Below are 22,689 nucleotides of genomic sequence, written 5' to 3' on the forward strand. Positions count from 1 at the left end.
GTGTCCTTATCTTTTGCGCCAAGCTTGTGTGCGATTCTCTAACAATTTACCCAAAGTCATCTGAACAATCTTCGCAATTGCGGCAGCCATCATGATCATCACAGCCATCGCTGCTGCAGCGCCAGTTTGACCTGCATCGTCCATATTCAGAATCGAGACCGAAGCCGGAATCGTATCGGTTGAGTAAAGGAATACTACCGCAGAAGTGGTGGTCAATGCATTAACAAACAAGTAAGTCGCAATGTCCAAAATCGCAGGTAAGCACACAGGTAATGTCACTTTAAAGAACAACTTGTATTGAGGAAGCTTCACCGATGCCGCCGTGGCTTCAATCTCCGATGGCAACTGCTTTAGCGCTGTCAGGGCGGTCATGTGCCCCACGGTGTAGTAATGCACTACCGTGTTAATCACCAAGAATGCCATGGTGCCATAAAGCACATTCAGAGGATTGTTCGCATCATTGAAGTAAAAGATGTAACCCAAGCCAAGCACCATACCCGGAACCGCCATTGGCACCACGCTGAGCATTTGCATCACTTGACGAATTGGACCAAACGCACGCCCTTTCTCAATGCAGTAAGCACCGACAAAGATGATGGCTGTACCAATAACCGCTGCCCAACCTGCCAGTGTTAGTGAGTTGAAGAATGGGCTCCAACCGTAAGTGCTCATTTCAGCAAAGTTGTAGTTGTTTAGCGTAAGCGCTTTGTTCCAAGGCCAGAACGTAACTAACGAGCCATACACCGCCATGCCAAGCACAGCCAGCACTGCAATAGAAATGATGCTGCAGTAAACCAAACAGATGCTGTCGCGCGCTTTGTTAGGTTCTGGCTGATAAGGCACCGAGCGAGTGTCAAATAAGCTCTTTTGCTTTTTCTGAACCCAGCGGTCTGCGCCGAATGCCATTACCGCAGGAAATAGCAGCATAATGCTGGTCACCGCACCCATGGCAAAGTTTTGCTGTCCCACAACTTGCTTGAAGATGTCAGTCGCCAGAACGTTATAGCTGCCACCAATCACTTTCGGCACACCAAAGTCCGTAATAACTAACGTAAAGACGACGATAAGCGTACTGATCAAACCGTATTTCGCCGCAGGTAGCGTCACCATAAAGAAGGTTTTGATGGGTGAAGTTTTCAGTGCGCGGGCTGCTTCATACAAGCGGGCATCTGAAGTGCGCAGCGAAGTGGTCAAAATCATCAATGCATGAGGGAAGGTCCAGAAAATCAAACCCATCGAGATACCAATCACGCCGTACACCGAGTTTCCTAACAGCATCTCTTTGGCAATGCCTTGATTACCGAAAAGGAAGATCAAACTGATCGCTGGTAACAACGAAGGCGCGAGAATCGGCGCAGTACCTAGGATTTGAAACAAACCTTTAAACGGCATACAGGAACGAGTCAGCGCGTAGGCATAACCAAACGCAAGCACACCCACTACCGAGGTCACAATCACGCCCAAAGTGAAGGTGTTGCCCACCGACCCCCACAAGCTTGAAGAGGAAAAGTACGTCGCAAAGTTTGCCAGGCCGACAAATTCGCCATTGGCATTTTGCACACTCTTGGTCAACATTGCCCAAAGCGGCATTAAGATGAACAGCACCATCATGGTCGACAAACCAGCAAGCAAACCAAACAACACAAGGTTGTCGCGGCTGACACGTCCGAGTAGTGATTTTGCTTTGTCTTGTGTGGTCAGGCTATTCATCGTCATTGTCTTCGCATCCATGTTTACACCTACGCTGCTAGCGCTTTATCAACCGAGGGCACGGCGTAACCATGCAACCCTTCTTCAGCAAACTGGATGCAACGTACATCGCCCGCCTTAATATTGAGTTTTTGAACCGTTTCCACAGGCACATCCACGACGATGGTTTTCGTTGAGCTGTCGTTTTGCAATACGCAATCAATGCGGAAAAACGCCCCCAGAAACTCGGTTGCCGTAACTCGCACAGGTAAAGAGTTGTTGTAGTTTTCAACGAACTTGATGCTTTCAGGGCGCACCGCAAGGTCGAAGCGGTCACCTCGTTGAATCTTACGATTGGTCAAGCTTGGCGCTGGCATCAAGGTTTCCGCAATGCGCACTTGGGAATCCGTTGCGACTGAGGTTTCAATAAAGTTCATGCTGCCGACGAACTCAGCGACAAAGCGCGTGGCTGGTTGTTGGTAGATTTCTTGAGGTGTGCCAACTTGCTCAATCACGCCATGGTTCATCACCACGATCCGATCCGCCATCGACAGCGCTTCGTCCTGATCGTGCGTAACCATGATGGTGGTGATGCCAAGCTTGCGTTGCAGCTTACAAATCTCATCACGTAAGTGAACACGCACTTTTGCATCCAGCGCTGACAGCGGCTCATCAAGTAACAGTAAGCCCGGAGACAACGCCAATGCACGAGCCAACGCAACACGCTGCTGCTGACCACCAGAAAGTTGGTTGGGGAATTTCTCACCAGAGGTTGGAAGACCAATGGTTTCTAACCAGTAGTCCACCTTCTCTAGCGCTTCTTTGGTCGACATACCTTGGTTTTTCAAACCCACCGCAATGTTCTCTTGCACAGTTAGGTTTGGAAACAGCGCGTAAGATTGGAATACGATACCGAAATCGCGCTTCTCTGGTGGTAGGAATGTGGTCTCTTGACCGTTTTGAAAGATTGCACCAGACGTTGGCAAGTCTAGACCTGCAATGGCACGTAGCAGAGTGGTTTTACCGCAGCCAGAAGGACCAAGAAAACAAACGAACTCGCCCTTTTCAATCGCTAGCGAGATTTTCTTTAATGCAGTGAACTGTCCGAATTGCTTCACTACATTTTCAATATTTAGGTAATGTTGGTTAGTTGACATAACACACGCTCCAAATGGTATATACCAACTTTAGTTTTGGAGTGTTACGTTCCAATGACAAATTTATAGCCAGAAGATGACAAATAGATGAAGGGTGATGAGGTTTGTTCAAGTGGTAATTAGAGATTCCCGACTCACTCCTTCGTCGCTCTCGAGAATGACGTTGTGAGTGCGGATAGAAGCTCCCAACTTTCTTAAGTCCGTCATTCCAGCGAACCTAGGTGAGACTAGGAATCTACTTGCAGCAAACTCTGAAATAACAGAGAAAACAAAAAATCCACCTCAACCGAGGTGGATTTCAGCATTCAAATCAAAGCAAATTTAATTAAGACTTTGGCTCTGATTTCGCGTCAAACTTCTCAGACCATGCCGCTAGAATTTCTGCACGCTTGCTGCCCATTTGCGCAAAGTCCATCTTCGCCATGTTCTCTTGAACGTTCGGGAAGTTAGATACTGTCGCTTTCACTTCTTTATGTGCAACCACTGGGTACATTTCTACGTATAGCTCGTTCGCCGCTTTAGAGATTGACCAGTCGACAACACGCTTCGCTGCATCAGACTCTTTTACTAGACCAACGGCTTCAGATTCCCAGCCAATGCCTTTAGGTGTGATAACCGCAAGTGGTGCACCCTGTGTTTTCAGCTTCGCGCCGCGGCTTGCCATCGAAATACCGATAGCCACTTCACCCATGCCCGCTTGAACACATGGCTTAGAGCCAGAGTGCGTGTAGTGTGCAATGTTCTTGTCTAGGTCACGCATGTAGTTCCATGCCTGATCTTCACCCATATTTTGTAGCCAAGCAGAAACCTGCATGTAGCCAGTGCCTGACGAAGCTGGGTTAGGCATTGCAATGTGACCTTTGTAAACCGGCTTCGTTAGGTCCTCCCAAGACGTTGGTTTAGGCAGGTTAAGTTGTTTCGCTACCGCTTCGTTGAAACAGACTGCGTTAAAGAACGCATCGTTACCGAACCAAGCTTGGTTTGATTGAGGGTCGTTTAGATTCGCGTGCAGCTCTTCCAAACCTTTTGGTGTGTAAGGCTTAAGAAGACCTTCATCTTTAAGCAGTGCCATTGACGAGCCAGCAAGACCCCAAACCACTTCCGCTTGAGGGTTGTTCTTTTCTGCCAGCAATTTCGCCGTCATGATACCGGTGGAATCGCGAACCCACTTAATCTTGATATCTGGGTTATCTTTCTCAAACGCAGACTTGTATTTCGCAAGAATGTCAGTTTCGAAAGCGGTGTAAACCGTGACTTCCTGTGCTGCCATTGCATTCGTAGCTAGCAGAGAGACAAGTGCAGCCAGCGATCCTTTCATCAAACGGTTTTTCATCATTTTCTCCAGTTAATTTGGCTAAGTTTTCATTTGGTCTGTACCAGTTGACGATATACACCCTACTGAGCCTTTGTGACGAATTCATGACCATTAAATGGCAGTTTTACGAAAATTATCGATGAATAATCGTTCAATTGATCCGCCATTTTCTGGATATTAAAGTTTTATGAAATTGGAGATTCGCCTATTTACTGCCCTTTTCTTCCTCGCTAGAGTGAACTTGAAATTTGGTGTAGACCAATTAGCCTATTCTGATGGAAATCGAGATGAAAAACGAATACCTACTACTGACTCCAGGTCCTCTATCTACTTCTGAAACAGTACGTGAAGCTATGCTAAAAGACTGGTGTACTTGGGATGATGAATACAACAAAGACATTGTAGAAGTGATCCGCACTAAGCTTGTAAAACTGGCGACGGAGCAAGACGGCTACACCAGCGTACTAATGCAAGGTAGCGGCACCGCATCAGTAGAAGCGACGATTGGCAGCGCCATTGGCAAAAATGGAAAATTGTTGGTTGTCGACAACGGTGCTTACGGTGCACGTATCGCTCAGATCGCTGATTACCTAAATATTCCATGTCATGTAGTTTCCCCAGGCGAAACATCACAGCCACACTTGAACGAGGTGGAAACTGCATTGGCATCGGATCCTGCGATCACACACGTGGCGATTGTTCACTGCGAGACAACCACTGGCATGCTTAACCCAATTGAGACATTTGCTTCTGCAGCGAAAGCACACGGTAAAGTGGTGATTCTCGATGCCATGTCGAGCTTTGGTGGCATTCCTATCGATATTGCTGAGCTAGGCATCGATTTTATGATCAGCTCTGCAAACAAATGTATTCAAGGCGTACCGGGCTTTGGCTTTGTGATTGCGAAACAAACTGAGCTAGAAAAGTGCCAAGGTCAGGCACGTTCTTTGAGCCTTGATCTGTACGACCAATGGCAGTGCATGGAAGTGAACCACGGCAAATGGCGTTTCACATCTCCAACGCACACGGTTCGCGCTTTCTACCAAGCCTTGTTAGAACTGGAACAAGAGGGCGGCATTGAAGCGCGTCATCACCGTTACCAAACTAACCAGAAAACACTGGTTGCAGGAATGCGTTCTCTGGGTTTCGAACCACTACTGAGTGATGACCTTCATTCGCCAATCATCACTTCTTTCTACTCTCCGACGCACAGTGATTACCAGTTCAAAGCGTTCTACACACGTTTAAAAGAGCAAGGTTTTGTGATTTATCCGGGTAAGGTATCGAACGCAGATTGCTTCCGTATCGGCAACATTGGCGAAGTTTACCCAGCAGATATCGAGCGCTTAATCGGTGCAATTGAAAAAGCAATGTACTGGCAAGTTGCGTAAAGCAGCCTTCTGATTGAGAGAGCGTTATGACTCAGAATATCAAACCCACCCATTTCCGCAGCGAAGGCGATGTCAACACAACACCAGCGCGCCAAGCTTGGAATGCATCGATGGACGACGAACGCACGCAAGCCTTGTTGAAGCGTGATTCGGAAGTCTTTCTTCATCAAGCCATGTCGACGCCTTGCTTAGATACCTTGGAAGCAGCAGAAGGCATCTACATCCAAGATGCCACGGGCAAAAAGTACATGGACTTCCATGGCAATAACGTCCATCAGTTGGGCTATGCTCACCCGCATGTGATCAAACGCGTGCAAGAGCAAATTGCCAAACTGCCGTTTTCACCACGTCGTTTTACCAATGAAACCGCGATTGAATGTGCCGAAAAGCTCACCCAAATCTGTGGCGGCGAATTGAACCGCGTGCTGTTTGCTCCGGGAGGCACATCTGCGGTTGGTATGGCACTTAAACTAGCGCGCCACATCACGGGCAACTACAAGGTGGTGTCTCTGTGGGATTCCTTCCACGGCGCATCGTTGGATGCCATCTCAGTGGGCGGCGAAGCGTGTTTCCGCCAAGGTATGGGACCATTAATGGCAGGTGTTGAGCGCATCCCACCAGCCGTATCTTACCGTGGTGCTTTCCCAGTCGCGGACGGCAGCGATGTGCATTACGCCGATTACCTCGAGTACGTGATTGAGAAAGAAGGCGGCGTGGGCGCGTTTATCGCAGAAGCAGTTCGTAATACCGACGTACAAGTGCCGAGCAAAGCCTACTGGAAACGCATCCGTGAAATCTGTGACAAACACAATGTCATGTTGATCATCGACGACATCCCGAATGGCATGGGTCGCAGCGGAGAATGGTTTACCTACCAAGCCTACGACATCGAGCCAGATATGCTCTGCATCGGTAAAGGCTTGGGCGGAGGCTTAGTGCCTATCGCAGCCATGGTAACCAAAGACAAATACAACACCGCCGAGCAAATCTCAATGGGTCATTACACTCATGAGAAAAGCCCTATCGGTTGTGCTGCCGCGCTGGCAACCATGGAAGCCATTGAGCAAGAGGGCTTGCTAGATAAAGCCAAAGCCGACAGCCAGTTCATGCGTGAAAAGCTGCTAGAGATGAAAGCCAAGTACCCTGTGATTGGCGATGTTCGTGGCATCGGCATGTTGTGGGGCATTGAACTGGTCACCGACCACGAAAGCAAGGCACGCGCGTATGACGAAGCGGAAGCTGTGCTTTACCAATGCCTCAACAACGGAGTGAGCTTCAAGGTATCGCAAGGCAATGTGATTCAACTCAGCCCACCGCTGATCATCACCCGCGAACAACTAACAGAAGCGTTGGCGATCTTCGAAGAAGCCATCGCCAAAGTGTGTAAAGACTTTAATTACATTTAGGGTCAATAGACCTCAACAAAAACCAATTGATTCAGAGTGCAGTTCAAACGTGTAGGCAAGCGCTCTGGCAAGCAAGAAAGAAAAAGGATTGAACATGAGCAACTCACCAATTCAAGCAGTGATCTTTGACTGGGCTGGCACTATCGTCGATTTCGGCTCTTTTGCGCCAACCAGCATCTTTGTAGAAGCATTCAAACAAGGTTTTGATTTTGATATCTACCTTGAAGAAGCTCGCGAACCAATGGGGCTTGGTAAATGGGATCACATCCAAGCTGTGGGTCGCATTCCTGCGGTTGATAAGCGTTGGAATGATAAGTTTGGTCGCTCAATGACCAGCGAAGACATCGACGCTATCTACGCAGCATTCATGCCGCTGCAAAAAGCAAAAGTGGCTGACCACGCAGAGCCAATCCTTAATGCGATTGAAGTTGTGAACGGTCTGAAAGACAAAGGCATCAAGATCGGTTCTTGTTCTGGTTACCCTCGCGAAGTGATGGATGTGCTGATTCCTGTGGCTGCGGATTACGGCTACAAACCGGATTACGTAGTAGCAACGGATGACCTGCCTCAAGGTGGTCGCCCTGCGCCATTTATGGCACTGAAGAACGTGATTGAGCTGAATGTAACCGACGTTAATGCGTGTATCAAAGTGGATGACGCCGCACCGGGCATCGATGAAGGTCACAACGCAGGTATGTGGACCGTTGGTTTGCTGCTTTCTGGTAACGAAGCAGGTCTAACGTTTGAAGAATACCAAGCCGCGGACGAAGCAACGCTTAATGCTGCTCGTGAAAAAGCGCGTGCAAAATTGCTCAAGAGCTCGCCGCATTACCTCATCGACACCATTGCTGACTTCCCAGAAGTGGTGGCAGATATCGAACGTCGCCTAGCAGCAGGTGAGCGTCCGTAGTCGAGAATCATTATTCTCACGCATAAAAAACCTCTCAGCATTGAGAGGTTTTTTTGTATCGAGTTTTATCGCCAATCAAATTAGTTGATCGCAGTACTCGCTCGGCGTTTTAGCTTAAAGCCCATGTCCGTTGCGTGCTCTACGGGCTCACCTTTAATGGCTTGCAGTAACTTGTCTGCAGCTTTCGTCCCCATGCGTTCGTAGTCGAATTCCGCACAGGTCAAACTTGGATAGGCGTGCTCACCCATGGAAGAGCCTTCCAAACAAATAATCGCAATGTCGGTCGGGACTTTCAGCACGCGGCGATGACACTCAAACAATGCGCCAATCGCAATCTCTTCATGGCTACATACCAGAGCATTCAAACTTGAATCGCGCAGCAATAGTTTTGCCAATCCTTCCGCACCTAATTGTGAAGATGGCGCTTCGTGCGTGGTTAAGAAATGGTCCGGCGCAAGGTAGTTCTCAATCATCGCGCTTTGCCAGCCGTGTAGCTTACGTTGCAAAGTGGAGTGATCCCCACGTGCCCCAATGAAGCCCACGTTCTTGAAGCCTTGTTCAATCACATGCTTGGTACAGGCTTTACCCACCTCAAAATGGTCAACACCGATATTGAGGTAACTGGCTTTCGAACTTAACTCAGCAATTTCCAATACTGGCGTGTTCGAGGCTTCCAAAAGCTGATTAGTACGTTGGCTGTGTTCATTACCAAACAGCACCACTCCGGCTGGGCGGCTCTCAAGAAATGTCGAAAGCAGTTTCTCTTCTTGCTCTACCGAGTAGTCGCTGTAGCCAAGCAGCAACTGATAACCTGCTTTGTTCAACGCTTGTTGAAAGCTCGGTAAGAAAAGCGCGCACGCTTTTTCAAACAGGGAAGGAATGATAAGAGCGATGGAGTAACTTTCAGCAGACGCCAAAGCCCCTGCTGCTTTATTCGGGATATAGCCGAGCTCATCAACCACTTGTTGAATCTTTTCTCTCAGCTTGTCAGATACTAGCTCGGGCGTTCGTAATGCTCTCGACACCGTCATGGTGCCTACGCCAGCTTTTTTAGCGACGTCCGCCAAGGTGACATTGCCAGTACTTCTTCGTTTGCGAGGTTCGCTCATTGTTCTTATTTAGTGTTCTCTATTTTCTGCCGCGACATCTTACCACAGCGTTTTAGTGGTTTTGATATTAGCGCATTAGAAGTCGATCACAAGCATATGAAACTCGGATGACTGATAAAAATGGTAGCGCTATCACAATTTATGATAGCGCTATCAGATAGCGCTACCATTTGTGATCATTCTCAGGTTTTTCTGACAAATTGATCGATAAAGTACCCATCAACAAAACAACAAACCGGAAAGATCCAATGCTACGTGAACTGATTACCTCTGATGTGATTCGCATCCATTCTGATGCTACTGACTGGAAAGATGCGGTGAGCAAATCCTGTGAAGCACTGATTGAAAATGGCGCGATTGAGCCAAGCTACGTGGACGCTATTTACCGCTCACATGAAGAGCTCGGTCCTTACTACGTGGTAGGTCCTGGTATGGCAATGCCACACGCTCGCCCTGAAGATGGCGTTAACCGTTTGTCTCTTGCAATCACAGTGATTCAAAGCGGCGTGAACTTCGATTCTGAAGGTAACGATCCAGTAAAAATGCTGGTTACGTTAGCCGCGACAGACAGTAACTCACACGTGGATGCGATTTCTAAACTGGCTGAGTTGTTTATGAATGAAGAGCATGTAGAAGCCATCTGCACCGCTCAAAACACACAAGATGTTCTCGCGATCATCGAAAAATACTAACTCCTGATGTGCCCTTCAAAATGGGCATACACCCCTATAAAAAGAAAAGGTCTGAATTATGAAAATTATGGTTGTTTGCGGTCACGGTCTTGGTACTAGCCTAATGATGGAAATGAGCATCAAAGGCATCGTGAAAGAATTGAATGTAAACGCAGAAGTGGATCATATCGATCTAGGCTCTGCAAAAGGTACGGATTGTGACATCTTCATCGGTACTAACGACATCGTTGAACAGTTGAACGCACTTGGCGTTGAACCTCGCATCGTTGCGCTTGATAACATGGTCGACAAAGTGGCAATGAAAGAGCGTCTATCTGTGGCACTTCAAGAGCTTGGCGCTCTATAAGGTGGCGTTATGGAATTTTTCAGTTTCTTAATGAACGATGTTCTATCAGAGCCTGCGGTTCTGGTAGGTCTTATCGCCCTAATCGGCTTAATTGCCCAGAAAAAACCGGTCACCGAGTGTATTAAAGGTACAGTAAAAACCATTCTTGGTTTCATCGTGCTTGGCGCGGGTGCAGGTCTGGTTGTGACTTCTCTGGGTGACTTTGCGACGATTTTCCAACACGCATTTGGCATCACAGGCGTGGTTCCAAACAACGAAGCTATCGTCTCTATCGCGCAAGAAGCGTTTGGTAAAGAGATGGCGATGATTATGTTCTTCGGTATGTTAGTGAACATCTTGATCGCTCGCTTCACGCCATGGAAATTCATCTTCCTAACGGGTCATCACACGCTATTTATGTCGATGATGGTAGCAGCGATCCTTGCTTCTAGCGGCATGAAAGGTGTTCCACTGATCGCGCTTGGCTCTCTGGTTGTAGGCTCTGTGATGGTGTTCTTCCCTGCGATTGCTCACAAGTACATGAAGCAAGTAACAGGTTCTGACGACGTTGCGATTGGTCACTTCTCTACCCTTTCTTACGTACTAGCGGGCTTTATTGGCAGCAAGTTCGGTAACAAAGAACACTCTACTGAAGAGATGAACGTACCTAAGAGCTTGTTGTTCCTACGTGATACGCCAGTAGCAATCTCGTTCACCATGGGCATCATCTTTATGGTGACGTGTATCTTTGCTGGCGGTGACTTTGTACGCGAAGTTAGCGGTGGTAAGCACTGGTTCATGTTCGCGCTGATGCAATCCATCACATTCGCCGGTGGTGTGTACGTCATCCTTCAAGGTGTACGTATGGTTATCGCAGAAATCGTTCCAGCGTTTAAAGGTATCTCAGACAAACTAGTGCCAAACGCAAAACCTGCGCTTGATTGTCCGGTTGTATTCCCATACGCACCAAACGCAGTATTGGTTGGCTTCCTATCGAGCTTTGCGGCGGGTCTTTTGGGTATGTTCCTACTTTACGTGATGGGGCTTACTGTGATTATTCCTGGTGTTGTTCCACACTTCTTTGTGGGTGCTGCTGCAGGTGTATTTGGTAACGCTACAGGTGGTCGTCGCGGTGCAATCTTGGGGGCTTTTGCACAAGGTCTACTGATTACCTTCCTACCAGTATTCCTAATGCCAGTACTTGGTGACCTAGGTTTTGCTAACACGACCTTTAGTGACGCAGACTTCGGCGCTGTTGGTATCTTACTGGGTCTGATTGTTCGCTAAGTAGTCTGAATATGACTAGCTGATAACTGACTTGATTGATGCGGGAATAGGCTCATCGGCATCAATCCTAGAAAATCTATAGTCATAGCAAATGACTGACTTTAGAAGAAACCAGTTATAGAAAGTAATCATAGAAAGCAATCGTAGAAAGAAAGCAAACGCCCCTCACGTGAGGGGCGTTTTTCTTTTTGGCACTATCTTAAGGAGGTTTGGTTTATTGAAACGTACTTCCGTTAGATAGCAGCTTTCTTGTCGGCTCTTGCTCGGTGTATTCGACCGCATCGTGATCCGCGAGCTTATCGACTTCCGCCTGTTCACCCACCACAACCAACACGTGTTGTTTCACCAGAGCGTCGACCACTTCAATGTTGTGCTGACGAAGAAGCGCTCTCACTTCGCTCTCTTTCCCTTCATGATACTTAACAAAGTAACGTGCAGGTTGCTGCTCGGCTTGATCTTGGCGTTCATCCACGAGAGGAAATCCTTGATTGTTTGCCAAGCTGCTTGAGCTCAGTCCGATTGCCAATAGTGCGGTAGCGCCTACCGCAGACAAAGAAAGTAAGGTCAACTTCTTCATAGTCACTCCTTATTGAAAGGTCAGAGTCCAACTGTTGATGGTGCCTGTGTCTCTTCTGGCATTGTCCACCGCTTTAAGTTCCCATGTGCCTTGTGATTCAAAACCAGAGAAGTCCGCTTGGAAACTGGTTTTAATGTCGTTCGCACCACCACCCGCATTGTCGTGCAGTACTACTTGACCACCATCTGGTGAAGTTAGCGTGACACGAAGATCGCCAATGTAGGTGTGAGTGATATCCAAGTCGATCGTCACTGAACCTGCATCGCCAGAGCGAGCCACATCTAATGGGCTTACAATACCTGCAGAGCTGTTGTCAGGAATTGCTACTGCATTCGAGTTGGTGTAGCTAGAAGGTGCAGAACCGTCACCTGATGAATCGCCCGAGCCGTTATGCGCTGCTACAAGAGAAACACCAGAGTACGCGCTGTAGCCGTAAACCAATACTTCATATTGCCCTGCGCCAGATACGTTCAAGCTACAGCTTTCGCCATTACCGCCCGCCCATGAACGACAGTCGTAAGTGCTGGTACTTGGTGTGCCATTAAAGCGTACGTAAAGATCAGCATCACCAGAGCCACCACTCATATTGAATGTCGCTTGCGTTGCATCCGCTGGGACGTCAAACACAAATACTGTGCTTGATTTGCTGCCGCCAGAAAGCTGCGTTTTCGCCACACCATTTTCTAGAACGTTGTCGTTGCCAGAACCACCGCCATCTGGACCATTACAGCCAGCGTCTAGGTATTGTTTCGCTGCTTCAGCATTCACAAGACCATGACCTGTGCGGTTATCACGACCTGTTACGTCGATGTCCGTTGCTGTCTTGATCAGTGCGTTACGTACCTGCTCAGCGGTACAAGTTGGATGGTAACTCCACACTAAGCCTGCAACACCCGTTACGTGCGGCGTCGCCATCGAAGTACCGTTGTAGTACTCGTAGTCTTCACCTTTGGTGGTCGATACCGTAATGTCTTGACCAACATAGCCCAACAGCTCCTGACCGAAGGCACGATCAACGGTTACTGACACAATACGCGCCGCGTTGTTTTGATCGACAAGGAAAGGATTCTGCAAGCCCGGAAGCTCAGAGTTACTGTACACAATCGCCGCACTTGCGCCTGCGTTGTAACACGCTTGAACTGCATCGATTTCTGGGTAGTTGCCTGATGATTGGTTGCCCACACGCTCGGTCAGACAGATTTTGCCCGACATATCGCCACAGCTGAAGCTGCTACCAGATACATCACAGCTTGCCAGTGTCGCCGTGATAGAACCGGCTACTGGATCAGGACCGTAACTGCCACCCGATTGGATCAAGCGGTTGTGAGGAACGATACCACGATCGAACTGGCTAACACCGTTCAAACGAATGTCTGAAAGCTTACCCTCGCCCACTGTCACCGTAGATAGAATCGCTACGCCCGGACCTGCGATTTCAACTTGGTCTGTCGCTTGAGAGAACGCCGCGTGATCACGCTTATCATCTACCGCCGCAACCGACATAACTGAATCGTAAGATGCTGGGTAACTGTGCGCAGTATTACCATCGTTACCCGCAGCGGCAATCAGCAACACGCCTTGGTCGTAAATGGTTTGCAACGCGTTTTTCTCTGTCACACTCGACTGGCTACCACCAAGGCTCATGTTGACCACGTTCGCGCCGTTGTCAGCACAAGTTTGTACCGCTTTCACCAAGCTGGATGAGTAGCCCCAACCCGCTTCATTGAACACCTTAACAATGTGCAAATTCACGTTTTGGTTTGGCATAACGCCTTTGATGCCTTCCGTGTTGGCAATCGCGGCAATCGTACCCGCTACGTGTGTACCGTGAGCGTTGTTATTACCCGGAACACTCCAAGAGCCGGTACCGCTATCATTTGTACCCGACACTCGGTTACCACTCAGATCGTTGTGCGCCAAATCGTAACCCGAGTCGATGATACACACGGTGCGATTCCCTGCATTTGAGTCATTCAGAAGCTGAGCATTCACCGCCTCATAGCCCCAAGGGATAGTCTCGCTTAACAGATAACGCGGTGGGTCAATTTCAACGTATTCCACGTCGCTGCGGTTACGCAGTTGCCCCAACTCCGAGTCTTCCATTTCCACGCTGTAAATCGCGCGATTTCCTAGCTTTTCCACTTTACGCGCTTTGAGCTGATCTAAGACCGACTCTTGCGCGATACGTGGTCCCCAGAATGAGTTCCCACCCAATGCTGAAGGACTGGACGTATCTTCTTTAAATTTGACGATGTATTTGGTCGGCAAGTTAGATTCGTCGAACCCCGTCAGAGGAGCCGCATGCGCTGACATCGAAAATGTCAGTGCCACTGCAACGGCAGACAATGAAAACAAGCCATTTAATTTAGTTGTTGTGTGATGCATTTGCTCTATTCCTTTTTGAGCTGATTTTTATTCACTTTACGCTCATGAAAAATCATTCACTTATCATTAACATGAGCTACTCAGCTATAGATTATTTGTAAAAAAATCCAAACAATTGATTTTGTGAATGCATAATTGTTAATAAAGGATCATTTAATCAACAGATAAAGTGAACATCAAAAAGGAACCAATTTTCTTATAAAGCAATTACTTATTAACGCCAAAAGTGCATGTTAAATTAATGTTAGTGAGTAATTATTCTAGATTTTATAAAATTATGCTATTTACTAAATCTATTGAAAGTTGAACGCGGTACCAGAATTGACAAAATGAATAATTAGATATTTGACTAAGTAGGGTATTTACTCAGAATGAGGACGTTTGGTGAGATAAATTCTCACCTAAATCATGACGATAATCATCACAGAGAGTGAATCATGAATAAAACTATTACGTTACTTAGTGCATTATTACTACCACTAAGTTTTGCTCACGCTGCCGAGCCAACATTGTCTCCAGAGATGGTCAGTGCCTCTCAAGTAAGAAGCGCGCAAGCGAAACAAACTTACACTTATGTCCGCTGCTGGTACCGCACCAGTTATTCAAAAGATGAACCTGCGACCGATTGGGAATGGGCAGAAAATCCAGACGGCAGTTACTTCACGCTTGATGGCTACTGGTGGAGTTCGGTTTCTTTCAAGAACATGTTCTACACAGACACACCGCAAAGTGTTATCAAGCAACGTTGTGAGCAAACTCTGGACCTAGCAAATGAAAACGCTGACATCACCTTCTTTGCAGCCGATAACCGTTTCTCCTACAACCATACTATCTGGAGCAACGACCCTGTCATGCAGCCAGACCAAATCAACAAGGTCGTAGCATTGGGTGACAGCTTGTCTGATACAGGCAACATCTTTAATGCATCACAATGGCGATTCCCGAATCCAAATAGCTGGTTCTTGGGACACTTCTCAAACGGTTTTGTGTGGACTGAGTACATTGCTCAAGCGAAAAACTTACCGCTATACAACTGGGCTGTGGGTGGCGCGGCAGGCGAAAACCAATACATCGCTCTGACTGGTGTAGGTGAGCAAGTTTCCTCTTACTTGGCATATGCGAAATTAGCGAAAAACTACAAGCCTGCTAATACCCTGTTTACCCTTGAGTTTGGTCTAAATGACTTCATGAACTACAACCGTAGCGTGCCAGAAGTGAAATCAGACTACGCGGAAGCCTTGATTAAACTGACCGATGCAGGTGCGAAGAACTTGTTGTTGATGACACTACCAGATGCAACACGTGCACCACAGTTTACCTACTCGACTCAAGAAGAAATCAACAAGATCCGCGCGAAGATCGTGGAAATGAATGAGTTCATCAAAGCACAAGCGGCGTATTACACTGCACAAGGCTACAACGTTACCTTGTACGATACGCATGCACTGTTTGAAAGCTTAACAGCAAATCCAGAGCAACACGGTTTTGTAAACGCGAGCCAAGCTTGCCAAGACATCAACCGCTCTTCATCGGTGGATTACCTATACCATCATGCATTGCGTTCTGAGTGTGCGTCTTCTGGCTCTGATAAGTTTGTATTCTGGGACGTAACGCACCCGACCACAGCAACACACCACTACGTGGCAGAAAAAATGCTAGAAAGTACGAATCAATTGTCAAACCATCCTTTCTAAGCTAACGAAACTCATAGAACCTCTCTGTAGTCGAGAGGTTCTAATTGCCTTATTCCCATTCATAAGCCAGAGATTGTATTCGTCGTTCGAACTCGATAAGTTGAAAGAAAACTCTGAGGTCAACGTCATGCTCGAACATCCTTTAACTCAACGCGCTCTTGAAATCATTCGCTCGAAATCTGTTGGAGCACCTCAATCACATCCATTTTCGGTCACAATTAACTTCCATCCCGATCGTTTGACCTCTCAAGGCATACCTCTTCTCAAAGCAATTGTGCAAGACGGAAAGCTCAAATCTCAGTTTGAAACCGGTACAAGCAATGGCGGATTAACAGCTTATAAAGGCGGAGAGCGTTGGCGTTGGGAGCAACGCGTGTTTGATGGTGTGTACGACAATAGCCAACCAAATCAACGCCCAAAGTATGGCGCGTTAAACTTCTCAGGTTCAGAAGTTGGCGCTTCACCAAGATTTGGGTCGAGCTACTTCTTATTGAAACCAGAAATCACTAAGCGAGCGACATTTTGTTATCCAGATAGCTTCTTCGAGCCAGAGCACTTCGCCACCATTGAACGTGTTCAAGCCTTGTTGGATGAGTTAAACGCACAAGCGCCAGACAGGTTGGACGCCTATATCGAAACTCAAATCCACGGCGATTTGCGCTTGGAGGAAGATATTCGAGCCTTGGTGCTCGATCCTTCATTTAAAGGCACAGAGGTAGAAGATTACGCTCGCGAGTTACCAGTTGAAATTCGTTGGCACAGTGGCTTTTGTGTCTCAATAGAAGACATCAATCTTTATCCAGACTACCGAGGACAAACCATTTTAGACATCGCAAATCAAGTTGCAGAAAATGGCATGCTAACACCACGCATTATTGGTGAAGCGGTAAAAGCAAAAGCGTTTGACGAGCAAGATTTGAAGAAAGTCTGGCACTACTTAGCGCGATTTGGGTTTGATTATCGATAAGCTAACGATTAAAAGCCACCAGCCCAGCTATCGAATTCATCAATCACATCTAGCTCTTTTTGAGTTCGAGGACGAGGATAATAAGGTAGAGCAAGTAGCTTTTCTGACGGCATTAGCAGCCAATCCGGTGACATCTTCATACGCACCAATTCTTGCTCCCCTTCACGACGCACAAACATATAATAACCATCAACGTGAGTATTGGCATAACTTGCGATTTGAACGATTTCTCCACTTGGCAGCTTTACTTTGCGTCCCAAAGGATAGAGACGATGCAACGCAAAACTCACATGCGCATCTTCAAGATAGCCCTTTTTGAATCGAGAGATGCCAATCGCAGTCGATGTTGTTCGATGAGACCAACCCGCCAATATCAACCCTTTGAGAGAATCTTTGAATGGCTGCCCTTTTGGCTCACCTTCATTGGAGATGAATTGCACCGTTAACGTGTCACCTTGCTCATCTAAAATTTGCAAAAATTGTTCACCAGTTTTATCTGCCAATAATTTCACGCTACTGCTCCGCCAAAGGTTTATGAATGAAATACTATATACAACTTGGCAAGAGCTAGCTATTACGCTGCATTGTTTTCCTTGAACTCGACTCAATGACAACGCTCTGAACCCTGCATCTTGAAACCACTTGGGTATAAAGCCCCTAACGCAAAGTTCAAGGTCGTTTTTCGTCAATCTTGCTATGATAATTTGGTCACTTTTTAAGGAACAAAGAATGAATCTAAAACACTATATTGTATTGCCTATGATGGCAGCGGTGCTGTTTGGTTGTGCTCAGCGCAATTCTGATGACACCATGAACACAATGACAATTCATGTCGCTCCTGAGCGTGTAGACTGCGTGGGTGTGGCTCCAATGAAGTGCATGGTCGTGGACGGTAACTACTTCTATGATCAAATTGACGGTTTTGAATTTGAACCCGGCTATGAGTACACCTTAAAAGTCAAACGCATCCAGCAATTTACTCCAGAGAATGCGCCAGCAGATACAAGTTTGTACCGATATGAACTCATTGAAGTACTAGAGAGACGATAGCCCAAGATTAACCGCCTGTTGAAAGGAAATCATTATGTTTGGAAGTTGGAAACGAAACCGCCAAATTCGAGAAATCGCAAAAGACATTACACCTAAACTCGTGCTCAAGTATGGTGAGAAAACGGATTACGCGAAGAAAGAGATCGATTGGGCACTCAAAGAAAATGGAAAAACAGACGACGCTTTCGCCCTTCTCGCATACGGCATGTTCATTAACCAAACCACTTACGTGTCGATAGGGCTAAGCCAAGAGCTGGGTGAGCATGTTGAATTTCAATCAGAAGTCTCACTTGCCTTGTTTGACCAAGCGACAGATCTTGTAAGCGTCAGTGCTTTACTGACTTACGCAGAAATTCAGGACTGCAACAAACAACAACCCGCCACCGATTCTAATGATTTCGATGCTGACAGCGGAGACTTCGGGGGAGACGGCGGCGGTGGTGAGTAGCATTACGCCAAACTGCAATGGTAACAACATGCGGCGATGATTCATCTCAAAACTTACCGTTAAAAGGCTCATCACGAGCCTTTTACACCAACGAAACTTCGGCTCGCTCTATTACTTACACTAAGCCTTTCAATTTTGCTAAACCATAAGCGGCAATGGTCACGCAGTCTTTGATTTCGCCGTCTATCATCATGCGCTCAAACGCTTCGACAGAAAACGAACGAGTGATCAAATCTTCTTCTTCGCTGTCTAGCTGATTGCCCACTTCAGACAACTCACTCGCGAAGTACACGTGGCAAGTCTGGTTTAAGAACCCGTAAGCGATGAACTGCGCACCAACGTACTCCATCTTATTAGCCTGCATGCCGGTCTCTTCACGAAGTTCACCTTTTGCTAGCTCAAGATGATCCGCATCTGGATTTGATTCCCACGCCCCTTGCGGGATTTCCCAACAACGTTGCCCTACGGTGTAACGAAACTGCTGTACTAAATGAATCACACCGTTATCGATAGCCAGAATCGCCGCACAGTCTGGCTTATCGACCACACCGTAAATGCCTTCGGCTCCGCTAGGGCGTTGGATTTTATCTTCACGTACCGTCATCCATTTATTTTGATACACCACTTTGCTGTCGAGCTGCTTGATGTCTGCCATGAGAGTCCTTACTGCTTGATTCTTCGAAATTACTTATTGGATTAAGCGCCATTCTAACGCTGTTTGCGTGTCAGTTTGTAGACGGTTTTCAAATTCAACGCGCTTATTGGTATTCAATATATCCAATCAAAACAATCATTCATCGCAATGGTTAGGATGGCGCGAAATGGCAAGTTTTCAATTCGAGGAACTCATATAGTTAACCCATCGACGCAAGGCATGGCTTTGCAAACTTGTTCATTATTGATTGAGGGTTCTTATGAGCGCATCGGATAAAGTCTACGGTTTCAACACTCCACAGCGTCTGTTTGTTGGTTACACCTTGGCGGTATTGGTAGACCTTACGGTACTGAACTTCTATGACGAATACTGGGACTTTGTAACGATTGATTCGTTTACGATTTCTTTCGCCGCGGCATTGCTGCTTCAGTTGCTTTTGAAGCTGTCGATCAAAGCGGAACACAAAATTGCAGAGTACTTTAAATCGAAACCGGGCACGGCACCTAAGATTTATCGCGGTCTTTCGACTTACGTTATTTTGGTCGGTTCGAAGTTCGTGATGCTAGAAGCAATTAACATCCTATTTGGTGAAAAGGTTGACTTTAGTGGTCCTTGGAACGGTGTTGTAGCCTTCTTTGCGGTGGTGTTTACCATCCTGATTTCAGAGGTCATCGTCGGCAAGATTTACTTCAAGCTTGGTGAGAAAGAACGACAAGTACAAGGCGAATTGACTGAAAAAAACGCAAACCAATAAGCAAGATCGATTGACACAAAACAGTATCGATAAAAACAAAAAAGCGCTGAGAAATCAGCGCTTTTTCCGTTTATTTGTTTACTTAAGCTTAAGCGATGAGAATGCTCTTAAGCTCATTCAATGATTCAACCGTGTAGCTTGGTGCAATGCGCTCATCCACACTTGCACCTGTGGTGTTCAGCCAGCATGTTTCAATACCGAAGTTGTTACCACCCAAGATATCAGAATGCAGGTTGTCACCCACCATCAAGACACGCGTCTTACACGGGTTACCCATTTGTGTCATCGCGTACTCAAAGATGCCTAGATCCGGCTTGGCAATGCCGACTTGTTCAGAAATCACCACGTGCTCGAAGTAATCGCTCATACCTGTGCGTTCTAGACGAATCGCTTGCAGCTCGGTAAAGCCATTGGTGATGATGCCCATTTTGGCTTTACCTTGCAGCGCTTCCATCAACTCTTTCGCACCCGGCAACAAAGTGCAGATGTCTGCCATCGCTTCTAAGAATGCCGTGTTGAGATCCGCCGTCGTGGTATTGAGCTTTTCTGCCCACTCAGTAAAGCGTTTGTGCTTGAGCTCATCTGCTGTCACTTTACCATCTTGGTAATCTACCCAAAGTGGCTTGTTGACCGTTTGGTAGTGGGCAAAATCTTGCTCGGTGAAGTCTACGCCTTTGCGAGAAAACATTAGCTGCAAACCTTTGAAGGCATCAAAGTGAAACAAGGTTTCGTCAGCATCAAACAAGATCCAATCGTATTTCATTTTCTTCTTTCCAATATCCAGGTCGTTTTCTGCCACATAGTCTAATTGTTTTCTTCTTGAAGATAATCTCTATAATTGGAAAATGATTGTATCGTTTTTCTCAACAATATGACTAATAATAGATAACCCCAATAACCTAGGAGCACACCGTGAATGCCATTGCGTCACTGCCAGTATTTGTCGCTGTCGTAGAATGCGGCAGCTTTTCCCTTGCAGCCAAGCAGTTGAACCTCACCAAATCGGCGATCAGCAAACGCATTAATCAACTCGAAGATGACCTCGGTATTCGCTTGCTTAATCGCACCACAAGAAAGCTCAGCTTAACCGAAGCTGGACGTCGATACTTCGAGTACGCTTCACAAGCAGTGAACCTTGCTCAACAAGGTGTCGATGCCGTTTCCGAGTTGCAAGGCTCACCGCAAGGTAGGCTCAAAATCACAGCCCCGATGTCTTTTGGCGTTTTGCACGTTGCGCCACTTATCAGCGAATTTCTTGCACGTTACCCGAAAATTGAGGTGGATTTACAGCTCGAAGACGCCTTAGTGGATTTGGTCGAACAAGGATTTGATTTGGGGATTCGCATTGGTGAACTTGCGACTTCTAACCTTGTAGCTAAGCGCCTTGCTCCGTGTAAAAGCGTACTGTGCGCCTCTCCCGAATACCTAAAAGAATTTGGCGTGCCAACCAAACCAAGCGATTTGGTGACGCACAACTGTTTGCGTTATTCGTATTTCCGAGGCGGTGTCGAGTGGATGTTCATCAACAGCGGTAACGAATACAAAGTTCTGCCGAAGGGTAACTTTGTAGTCAACAACAGTGAAGCGATTCGCCAATTGCTATTAAGAGGCTCAGGTATTGCGCAGTTACCGACCTTTATTGCAGCCAAAGACTTTGCAGCCGGTAACTTAAAACCGCTTATGGAAGAGTTCTCTCTCCCTGAGCATGCCATCTATGCGGTGTTTCCAGAGCGCAAACACATGCCATTGAAAGTGCGAGTGTTCATTGACTTCATCAGCGAAAAACTCGGCACTGATACACCGTACTGGGATCGTTATTGATCGATTCGAATACCCACTGACGAATACACATGTTTTGCTGAGATCAGTTATTAGCCTCAATCAGAAGATCTTTCTTCAACTTAAGCGCCATAATTTCCTTTCTCAGCACTTCTTTCGTTTCAGGATCTTCTGAGCTTTCGAATTCTTTCTGCTTCTTCTCGATAAGTTGCATCATTTGCACCGCTGGCGGTAGGCAGTTTGCGTCTTTAAGAATCTTCATACCCATTCGGTGCTCTGCGGGTGTTTTAAAATAGTCTTCAAGGTCGAGCTTTTTACCTCTGTAAGGGTTGTCTTTCAGCTCGCCTGTTTTTTCAGCATTGCGAATCCAACCACCGATCGCGTTATCAATGTATGACGACATATCCACCTCTCGAGTAATGCGTTCTATTTGTAAACAGCTTTGAGACCTTCGATCGTGATTCGAATACCATCATCGAAGTACTTGTCATAGTCCACGGGCTTAGCTTGACTCATTAACCACGCAAAATGAGGCAGTTGCTCGGCGTCCAATTCAGGAAAAGATTGAGGTTTATTGCGTGCAGCTTGTTCTTGATGCTCAACGATGTCCGTTACTCGCGTATAAACACTCGCAAACGCCATAAAACCAACTTCTGCTTCAAATTTGGCCTCTCTGAAGATACCTAAAATATCATTGACGATGATGCTTGAAGCCGGCGTGAAACTTTGGCTATGGCGAATAAACGCGACCGAACCCGGAATAGACATAAGTGCTTGTCTAAAGTTTTTCGCAAACGTGTAAAGGTATGCTTCCCAGTCTTTCTCTTGGGGCAATTCGACTTTCCCTAGTACATAGTCGCAACATAAATCGACCAACGCTTCTTTAGAGCCAACATGTCGGTACAGTGCCGTCGCGCTGACCCCCAATTGTTTGCCCAGCGCATGCATGCTTACATTTTCTAACCCTAGGTTTAAGGCACACTCAACCACGTCTTTTCTAGAAATTTGCGCAGGACGCCCTTTACTGCTTTTTTCGCTCATCATCGTCTCAAAATAAATAGTTAACACCATTAAGTTAATACCATTAACTTAAACTGTC

Annotated in this window: 23 protein-coding genes; 12 read left to right on the forward strand and 11 right to left on the reverse strand. The window is 46.8% G+C overall.

The window, feature by feature from the left end:
- Positions 1–6: 6 nt before the first annotated feature.
- The 3 genes from VHA02S_RS06880 to VHA02S_RS06890 form a co-directional block, all read right to left on the reverse strand.
- Positions 7–1,731 carry a putative 2-aminoethylphosphonate ABC transporter permease subunit gene (locus tag VHA02S_RS06880; RefSeq protein WP_038898194.1) on the reverse strand — a complete coding sequence of 575 codons (1,725 nt, stop codon included), beginning with the start codon at positions 1,729–1,731 and terminating at the stop codon, positions 7–9.
- 8 nt (positions 1,732–1,739) lie between these two features.
- Positions 1,740–2,846, reverse strand: coding sequence for a putative 2-aminoethylphosphonate ABC transporter ATP-binding protein (locus tag VHA02S_RS06885; RefSeq protein WP_038898193.1), 1,107 nt, complete (start codon positions 2,844–2,846; stop codon positions 1,740–1,742).
- Positions 2,847–3,171: 325 nt separating this feature from the next.
- Positions 3,172–4,182, reverse strand: coding sequence for a putative 2-aminoethylphosphonate ABC transporter substrate-binding protein (locus VHA02S_RS06890; protein ID WP_005384363.1), 1,011 nt, complete (start codon positions 4,180–4,182; stop codon positions 3,172–3,174).
- A 266-nt stretch (positions 4,183–4,448) separates the two neighbouring features.
- Here VHA02S_RS06890 and phnW point away from each other — a divergent pair, with 266 nt between their 5' ends.
- The 3 genes from phnW to phnX all read left to right on the forward strand — a co-directional run bounded on the left by phnW (position 4,449) and on the right by phnX (position 7,868).
- Entirely contained in the window at positions 4,449–5,552 is a 1,104-nt protein-coding gene (phnW, locus tag VHA02S_RS06895) for a 2-aminoethylphosphonate--pyruvate transaminase (protein WP_038898192.1), read from the forward strand.
- A 26-nt stretch (positions 5,553–5,578) separates the two neighbouring features.
- Entirely contained in the window at positions 5,579–6,958 is a 1,380-nt protein-coding gene (locus tag VHA02S_RS06900; RefSeq protein WP_038898191.1) for an aspartate aminotransferase family protein, read from the forward strand.
- 94 nt (positions 6,959–7,052) lie between these two features.
- Positions 7,053–7,868 carry a phosphonoacetaldehyde hydrolase gene (phnX, locus tag VHA02S_RS06905; RefSeq protein WP_038898190.1) on the forward strand — a complete coding sequence of 272 codons (816 nt, stop codon included), beginning with the start codon at positions 7,053–7,055 and terminating at the stop codon, positions 7,866–7,868.
- 80 nt (positions 7,869–7,948) lie between these two features.
- Here the strand turns inward: phnX and VHA02S_RS06910 are convergent, their stop codons facing one another.
- Positions 7,949–8,977 carry a LacI family DNA-binding transcriptional regulator gene (locus VHA02S_RS06910; RefSeq protein WP_005442357.1) on the reverse strand — a complete coding sequence of 343 codons (1,029 nt, stop codon included), beginning with the start codon at positions 8,975–8,977 and terminating at the stop codon, positions 7,949–7,951.
- Positions 8,978–9,225: 248 nt separating this feature from the next.
- Here VHA02S_RS06910 and VHA02S_RS06915 point away from each other — a divergent pair, with 248 nt between their 5' ends.
- Genes VHA02S_RS06915 through ulaA form a run of 3 tightly spaced genes read left to right on the forward strand, consistent with a single transcriptional unit; the run spans position 9,226 to position 11,281 of the window.
- Positions 9,226–9,669 (forward strand): PTS sugar transporter subunit IIA, encoded by a 444-nt coding sequence (locus tag VHA02S_RS06915; RefSeq protein ID WP_038898189.1) that lies wholly within the window; start codon positions 9,226–9,228, stop codon positions 9,667–9,669.
- Positions 9,670–9,727: 58 nt separating this feature from the next.
- Complete coding sequence (locus VHA02S_RS06920) at positions 9,728–10,015, forward strand: PTS sugar transporter subunit IIB (RefSeq protein ID WP_005374080.1); 288 nt, start codon at positions 9,728–9,730, stop codon at positions 10,013–10,015.
- A gap of 9 nt (positions 10,016–10,024) precedes the next feature.
- The gene (gene ulaA / locus VHA02S_RS06925) at positions 10,025–11,281 is read left to right on the forward strand and encodes a PTS ascorbate transporter subunit IIC (RefSeq protein ID WP_005384349.1); all 1,257 of its coding nucleotides are present in this window, start codon (positions 10,025–10,027) and stop codon (positions 11,279–11,281) included.
- Positions 11,282–11,495: 214 nt separating this feature from the next.
- On the opposite strand, the gene VHA02S_RS06930 is transcribed toward ulaA, so the two are convergent.
- Both VHA02S_RS06930 and VHA02S_RS06935 read right to left on the reverse strand, forming a co-directional pair.
- On the reverse strand, positions 11,496–11,858 hold the full coding sequence (locus VHA02S_RS06930) for an ATPase (RefSeq protein ID WP_038895857.1): 363 nt from the start codon (positions 11,856–11,858) through the stop codon (positions 11,496–11,498).
- A gap of 9 nt (positions 11,859–11,867) precedes the next feature.
- A complete protein-coding gene (locus VHA02S_RS06935) occupies positions 11,868–14,243 on the reverse strand; it encodes a S8 family serine peptidase (RefSeq protein WP_038898188.1) in 2,376 nt (791 codons plus the stop codon).
- 434 nt (positions 14,244–14,677) lie between these two features.
- Between VHA02S_RS06935 and VHA02S_RS06940 the strand changes: the two genes are divergently transcribed.
- The gene (locus VHA02S_RS06940; RefSeq protein ID WP_086028060.1) at positions 14,678–15,937 is read left to right on the forward strand and encodes an SGNH/GDSL hydrolase family protein; all 1,260 of its coding nucleotides are present in this window, start codon (positions 14,678–14,680) and stop codon (positions 15,935–15,937) included.
- A gap of 127 nt (positions 15,938–16,064) precedes the next feature.
- Complete coding sequence (locus tag VHA02S_RS06945) at positions 16,065–16,904, forward strand: DUF3626 domain-containing protein (RefSeq protein WP_038898187.1); 840 nt, start codon at positions 16,065–16,067, stop codon at positions 16,902–16,904.
- Between the two features lie 8 nt (positions 16,905–16,912).
- On the opposite strand, the gene VHA02S_RS06950 is transcribed toward VHA02S_RS06945, so the two are convergent.
- A complete protein-coding gene (locus VHA02S_RS06950) occupies positions 16,913–17,416 on the reverse strand; it encodes a hypothetical protein (RefSeq protein WP_005445419.1) in 504 nt (167 codons plus the stop codon).
- A gap of 217 nt (positions 17,417–17,633) precedes the next feature.
- On the opposite strand from VHA02S_RS06950, the gene VHA02S_RS06955 reads away from it, so the two are divergent.
- Both VHA02S_RS06955 and VHA02S_RS06960 read left to right on the forward strand, forming a co-directional pair.
- On the forward strand, positions 17,634–17,954 hold the full coding sequence (locus VHA02S_RS06955; RefSeq protein WP_005445420.1) for a DUF4377 domain-containing protein: 321 nt from the start codon (positions 17,634–17,636) through the stop codon (positions 17,952–17,954).
- A gap of 34 nt (positions 17,955–17,988) precedes the next feature.
- Positions 17,989–18,402: a DUF6559 family protein gene (locus tag VHA02S_RS06960; protein WP_005445421.1), complete on the forward strand. Its 414-nt coding sequence runs from the start codon at positions 17,989–17,991 to the stop codon at positions 18,400–18,402.
- Between the two features lie 115 nt (positions 18,403–18,517).
- Here VHA02S_RS06960 and VHA02S_RS06965 read toward each other — a convergent pair whose 3' ends face one another.
- The gene (locus VHA02S_RS06965; protein ID WP_005445422.1) at positions 18,518–19,057 is read right to left on the reverse strand and encodes an NUDIX domain-containing protein; all 540 of its coding nucleotides are present in this window, start codon (positions 19,055–19,057) and stop codon (positions 18,518–18,520) included.
- A gap of 259 nt (positions 19,058–19,316) precedes the next feature.
- Between VHA02S_RS06965 and VHA02S_RS06970 the strand changes: the two genes are divergently transcribed.
- Positions 19,317–19,811 (forward strand): hypothetical protein, encoded by a 495-nt coding sequence (locus VHA02S_RS06970; RefSeq protein WP_038898185.1) that lies wholly within the window; start codon positions 19,317–19,319, stop codon positions 19,809–19,811.
- A gap of 88 nt (positions 19,812–19,899) precedes the next feature.
- On the opposite strand, the gene yjjG is transcribed toward VHA02S_RS06970, so the two are convergent.
- The gene (yjjG, locus tag VHA02S_RS06975) at positions 19,900–20,574 is read right to left on the reverse strand and encodes a pyrimidine 5'-nucleotidase (protein ID WP_005445424.1); all 675 of its coding nucleotides are present in this window, start codon (positions 20,572–20,574) and stop codon (positions 19,900–19,902) included.
- 149 nt (positions 20,575–20,723) lie between these two features.
- Between yjjG and VHA02S_RS06980 the strand changes: the two genes are divergently transcribed.
- On the forward strand, positions 20,724–21,632 hold the full coding sequence (locus VHA02S_RS06980) for a LysR family transcriptional regulator (RefSeq protein WP_038898184.1): 909 nt from the start codon (positions 20,724–20,726) through the stop codon (positions 21,630–21,632).
- A gap of 43 nt (positions 21,633–21,675) precedes the next feature.
- On the opposite strand, the gene VHA02S_RS06985 is transcribed toward VHA02S_RS06980, so the two are convergent.
- Both VHA02S_RS06985 and VHA02S_RS06990 read right to left on the reverse strand, forming a co-directional pair.
- Positions 21,676–21,993 carry a DnaJ family domain-containing protein gene (locus VHA02S_RS06985; RefSeq protein WP_009696887.1) on the reverse strand — a complete coding sequence of 106 codons (318 nt, stop codon included), beginning with the start codon at positions 21,991–21,993 and terminating at the stop codon, positions 21,676–21,678.
- Between the two features lie 23 nt (positions 21,994–22,016).
- Entirely contained in the window at positions 22,017–22,661 is a 645-nt protein-coding gene (locus VHA02S_RS06990) for a TetR/AcrR family transcriptional regulator (protein WP_080640359.1), read from the reverse strand.
- Between the last annotated feature and the right edge of the window lie 28 nt (positions 22,662–22,689).

Origin of the sequence: Vibrio harveyi NBRC 15634 = ATCC 14126 = KCTC 12724, assembly GCF_001591145.1 — a bacterium.
Taxonomy (GTDB): Bacteria; Pseudomonadota; Gammaproteobacteria; order Enterobacterales; family Vibrionaceae; genus Vibrio; species Vibrio harveyi.

Bases quoted from the DNA above. Each gene is read 5' to 3' on its own strand.
- yjjG (WP_005445424.1), bottom strand. From the start codon at position 20,574: ATGAAATACGATTGGATCTTGTTTGATGCTGACGAAACCTTGTTTCAC.
- VHA02S_RS06910 (WP_005442357.1), bottom strand. From the start codon at position 8,977: ATGAGCGAACCTCGCAAACGAAGAAGTACTGGCAATGTCACCTTGGCG.
- VHA02S_RS06930 (WP_038895857.1), bottom strand. From the start codon at position 11,858: ATGAAGAAGTTGACCTTACTTTCTTTGTCTGCGGTAGGCGCTACCGCA.
- VHA02S_RS06990 (WP_080640359.1), bottom strand. From the start codon at position 22,661: ATGGTGTTAACTATTTATTTTGAGACGATGATGAGCGAAAAAAGCAGT.
- VHA02S_RS06935 (WP_038898188.1), bottom strand. From the start codon at position 14,243: ATGCATCACACAACAACTAAATTAAATGGCTTGTTTTCATTGTCTGCC.
- VHA02S_RS06900 (WP_038898191.1), top strand. From the start codon at position 5,579: ATGACTCAGAATATCAAACCCACCCATTTCCGCAGCGAAGGCGATGTC.
- VHA02S_RS06960 (WP_005445421.1), top strand. From the start codon at position 17,989: ATGTTTGGAAGTTGGAAACGAAACCGCCAAATTCGAGAAATCGCAAAA.
- VHA02S_RS06965 (WP_005445422.1), bottom strand. From the start codon at position 19,057: ATGGCAGACATCAAGCAGCTCGACAGCAAAGTGGTGTATCAAAATAAA.
- VHA02S_RS06885 (WP_038898193.1), bottom strand. From the start codon at position 2,846: ATGTCAACTAACCAACATTACCTAAATATTGAAAATGTAGTGAAGCAA.
- VHA02S_RS06920 (WP_005374080.1), top strand. From the start codon at position 9,728: ATGAAAATTATGGTTGTTTGCGGTCACGGTCTTGGTACTAGCCTAATG.
- VHA02S_RS06985 (WP_009696887.1), bottom strand. From the start codon at position 21,993: ATGTCGTCATACATTGATAACGCGATCGGTGGTTGGATTCGCAATGCT.
- VHA02S_RS06955 (WP_005445420.1), top strand. From the start codon at position 17,634: ATGAATCTAAAACACTATATTGTATTGCCTATGATGGCAGCGGTGCTG.
- VHA02S_RS06890 (WP_005384363.1), bottom strand. From the start codon at position 4,182: ATGATGAAAAACCGTTTGATGAAAGGATCGCTGGCTGCACTTGTCTCT.
- VHA02S_RS06880 (WP_038898194.1), bottom strand. From the start codon at position 1,731: ATGGATGCGAAGACAATGACGATGAATAGCCTGACCACACAAGACAAA.
- ulaA (WP_005384349.1), top strand. From the start codon at position 10,025: ATGGAATTTTTCAGTTTCTTAATGAACGATGTTCTATCAGAGCCTGCG.
- VHA02S_RS06945 (WP_038898187.1), top strand. From the start codon at position 16,065: ATGCTCGAACATCCTTTAACTCAACGCGCTCTTGAAATCATTCGCTCG.
- VHA02S_RS06970 (WP_038898185.1), top strand. From the start codon at position 19,317: ATGAGCGCATCGGATAAAGTCTACGGTTTCAACACTCCACAGCGTCTG.
- VHA02S_RS06915 (WP_038898189.1), top strand. From the start codon at position 9,226: ATGCTACGTGAACTGATTACCTCTGATGTGATTCGCATCCATTCTGAT.
- phnW (WP_038898192.1), top strand. From the start codon at position 4,449: ATGAAAAACGAATACCTACTACTGACTCCAGGTCCTCTATCTACTTCT.
- phnX (WP_038898190.1), top strand. From the start codon at position 7,053: ATGAGCAACTCACCAATTCAAGCAGTGATCTTTGACTGGGCTGGCACT.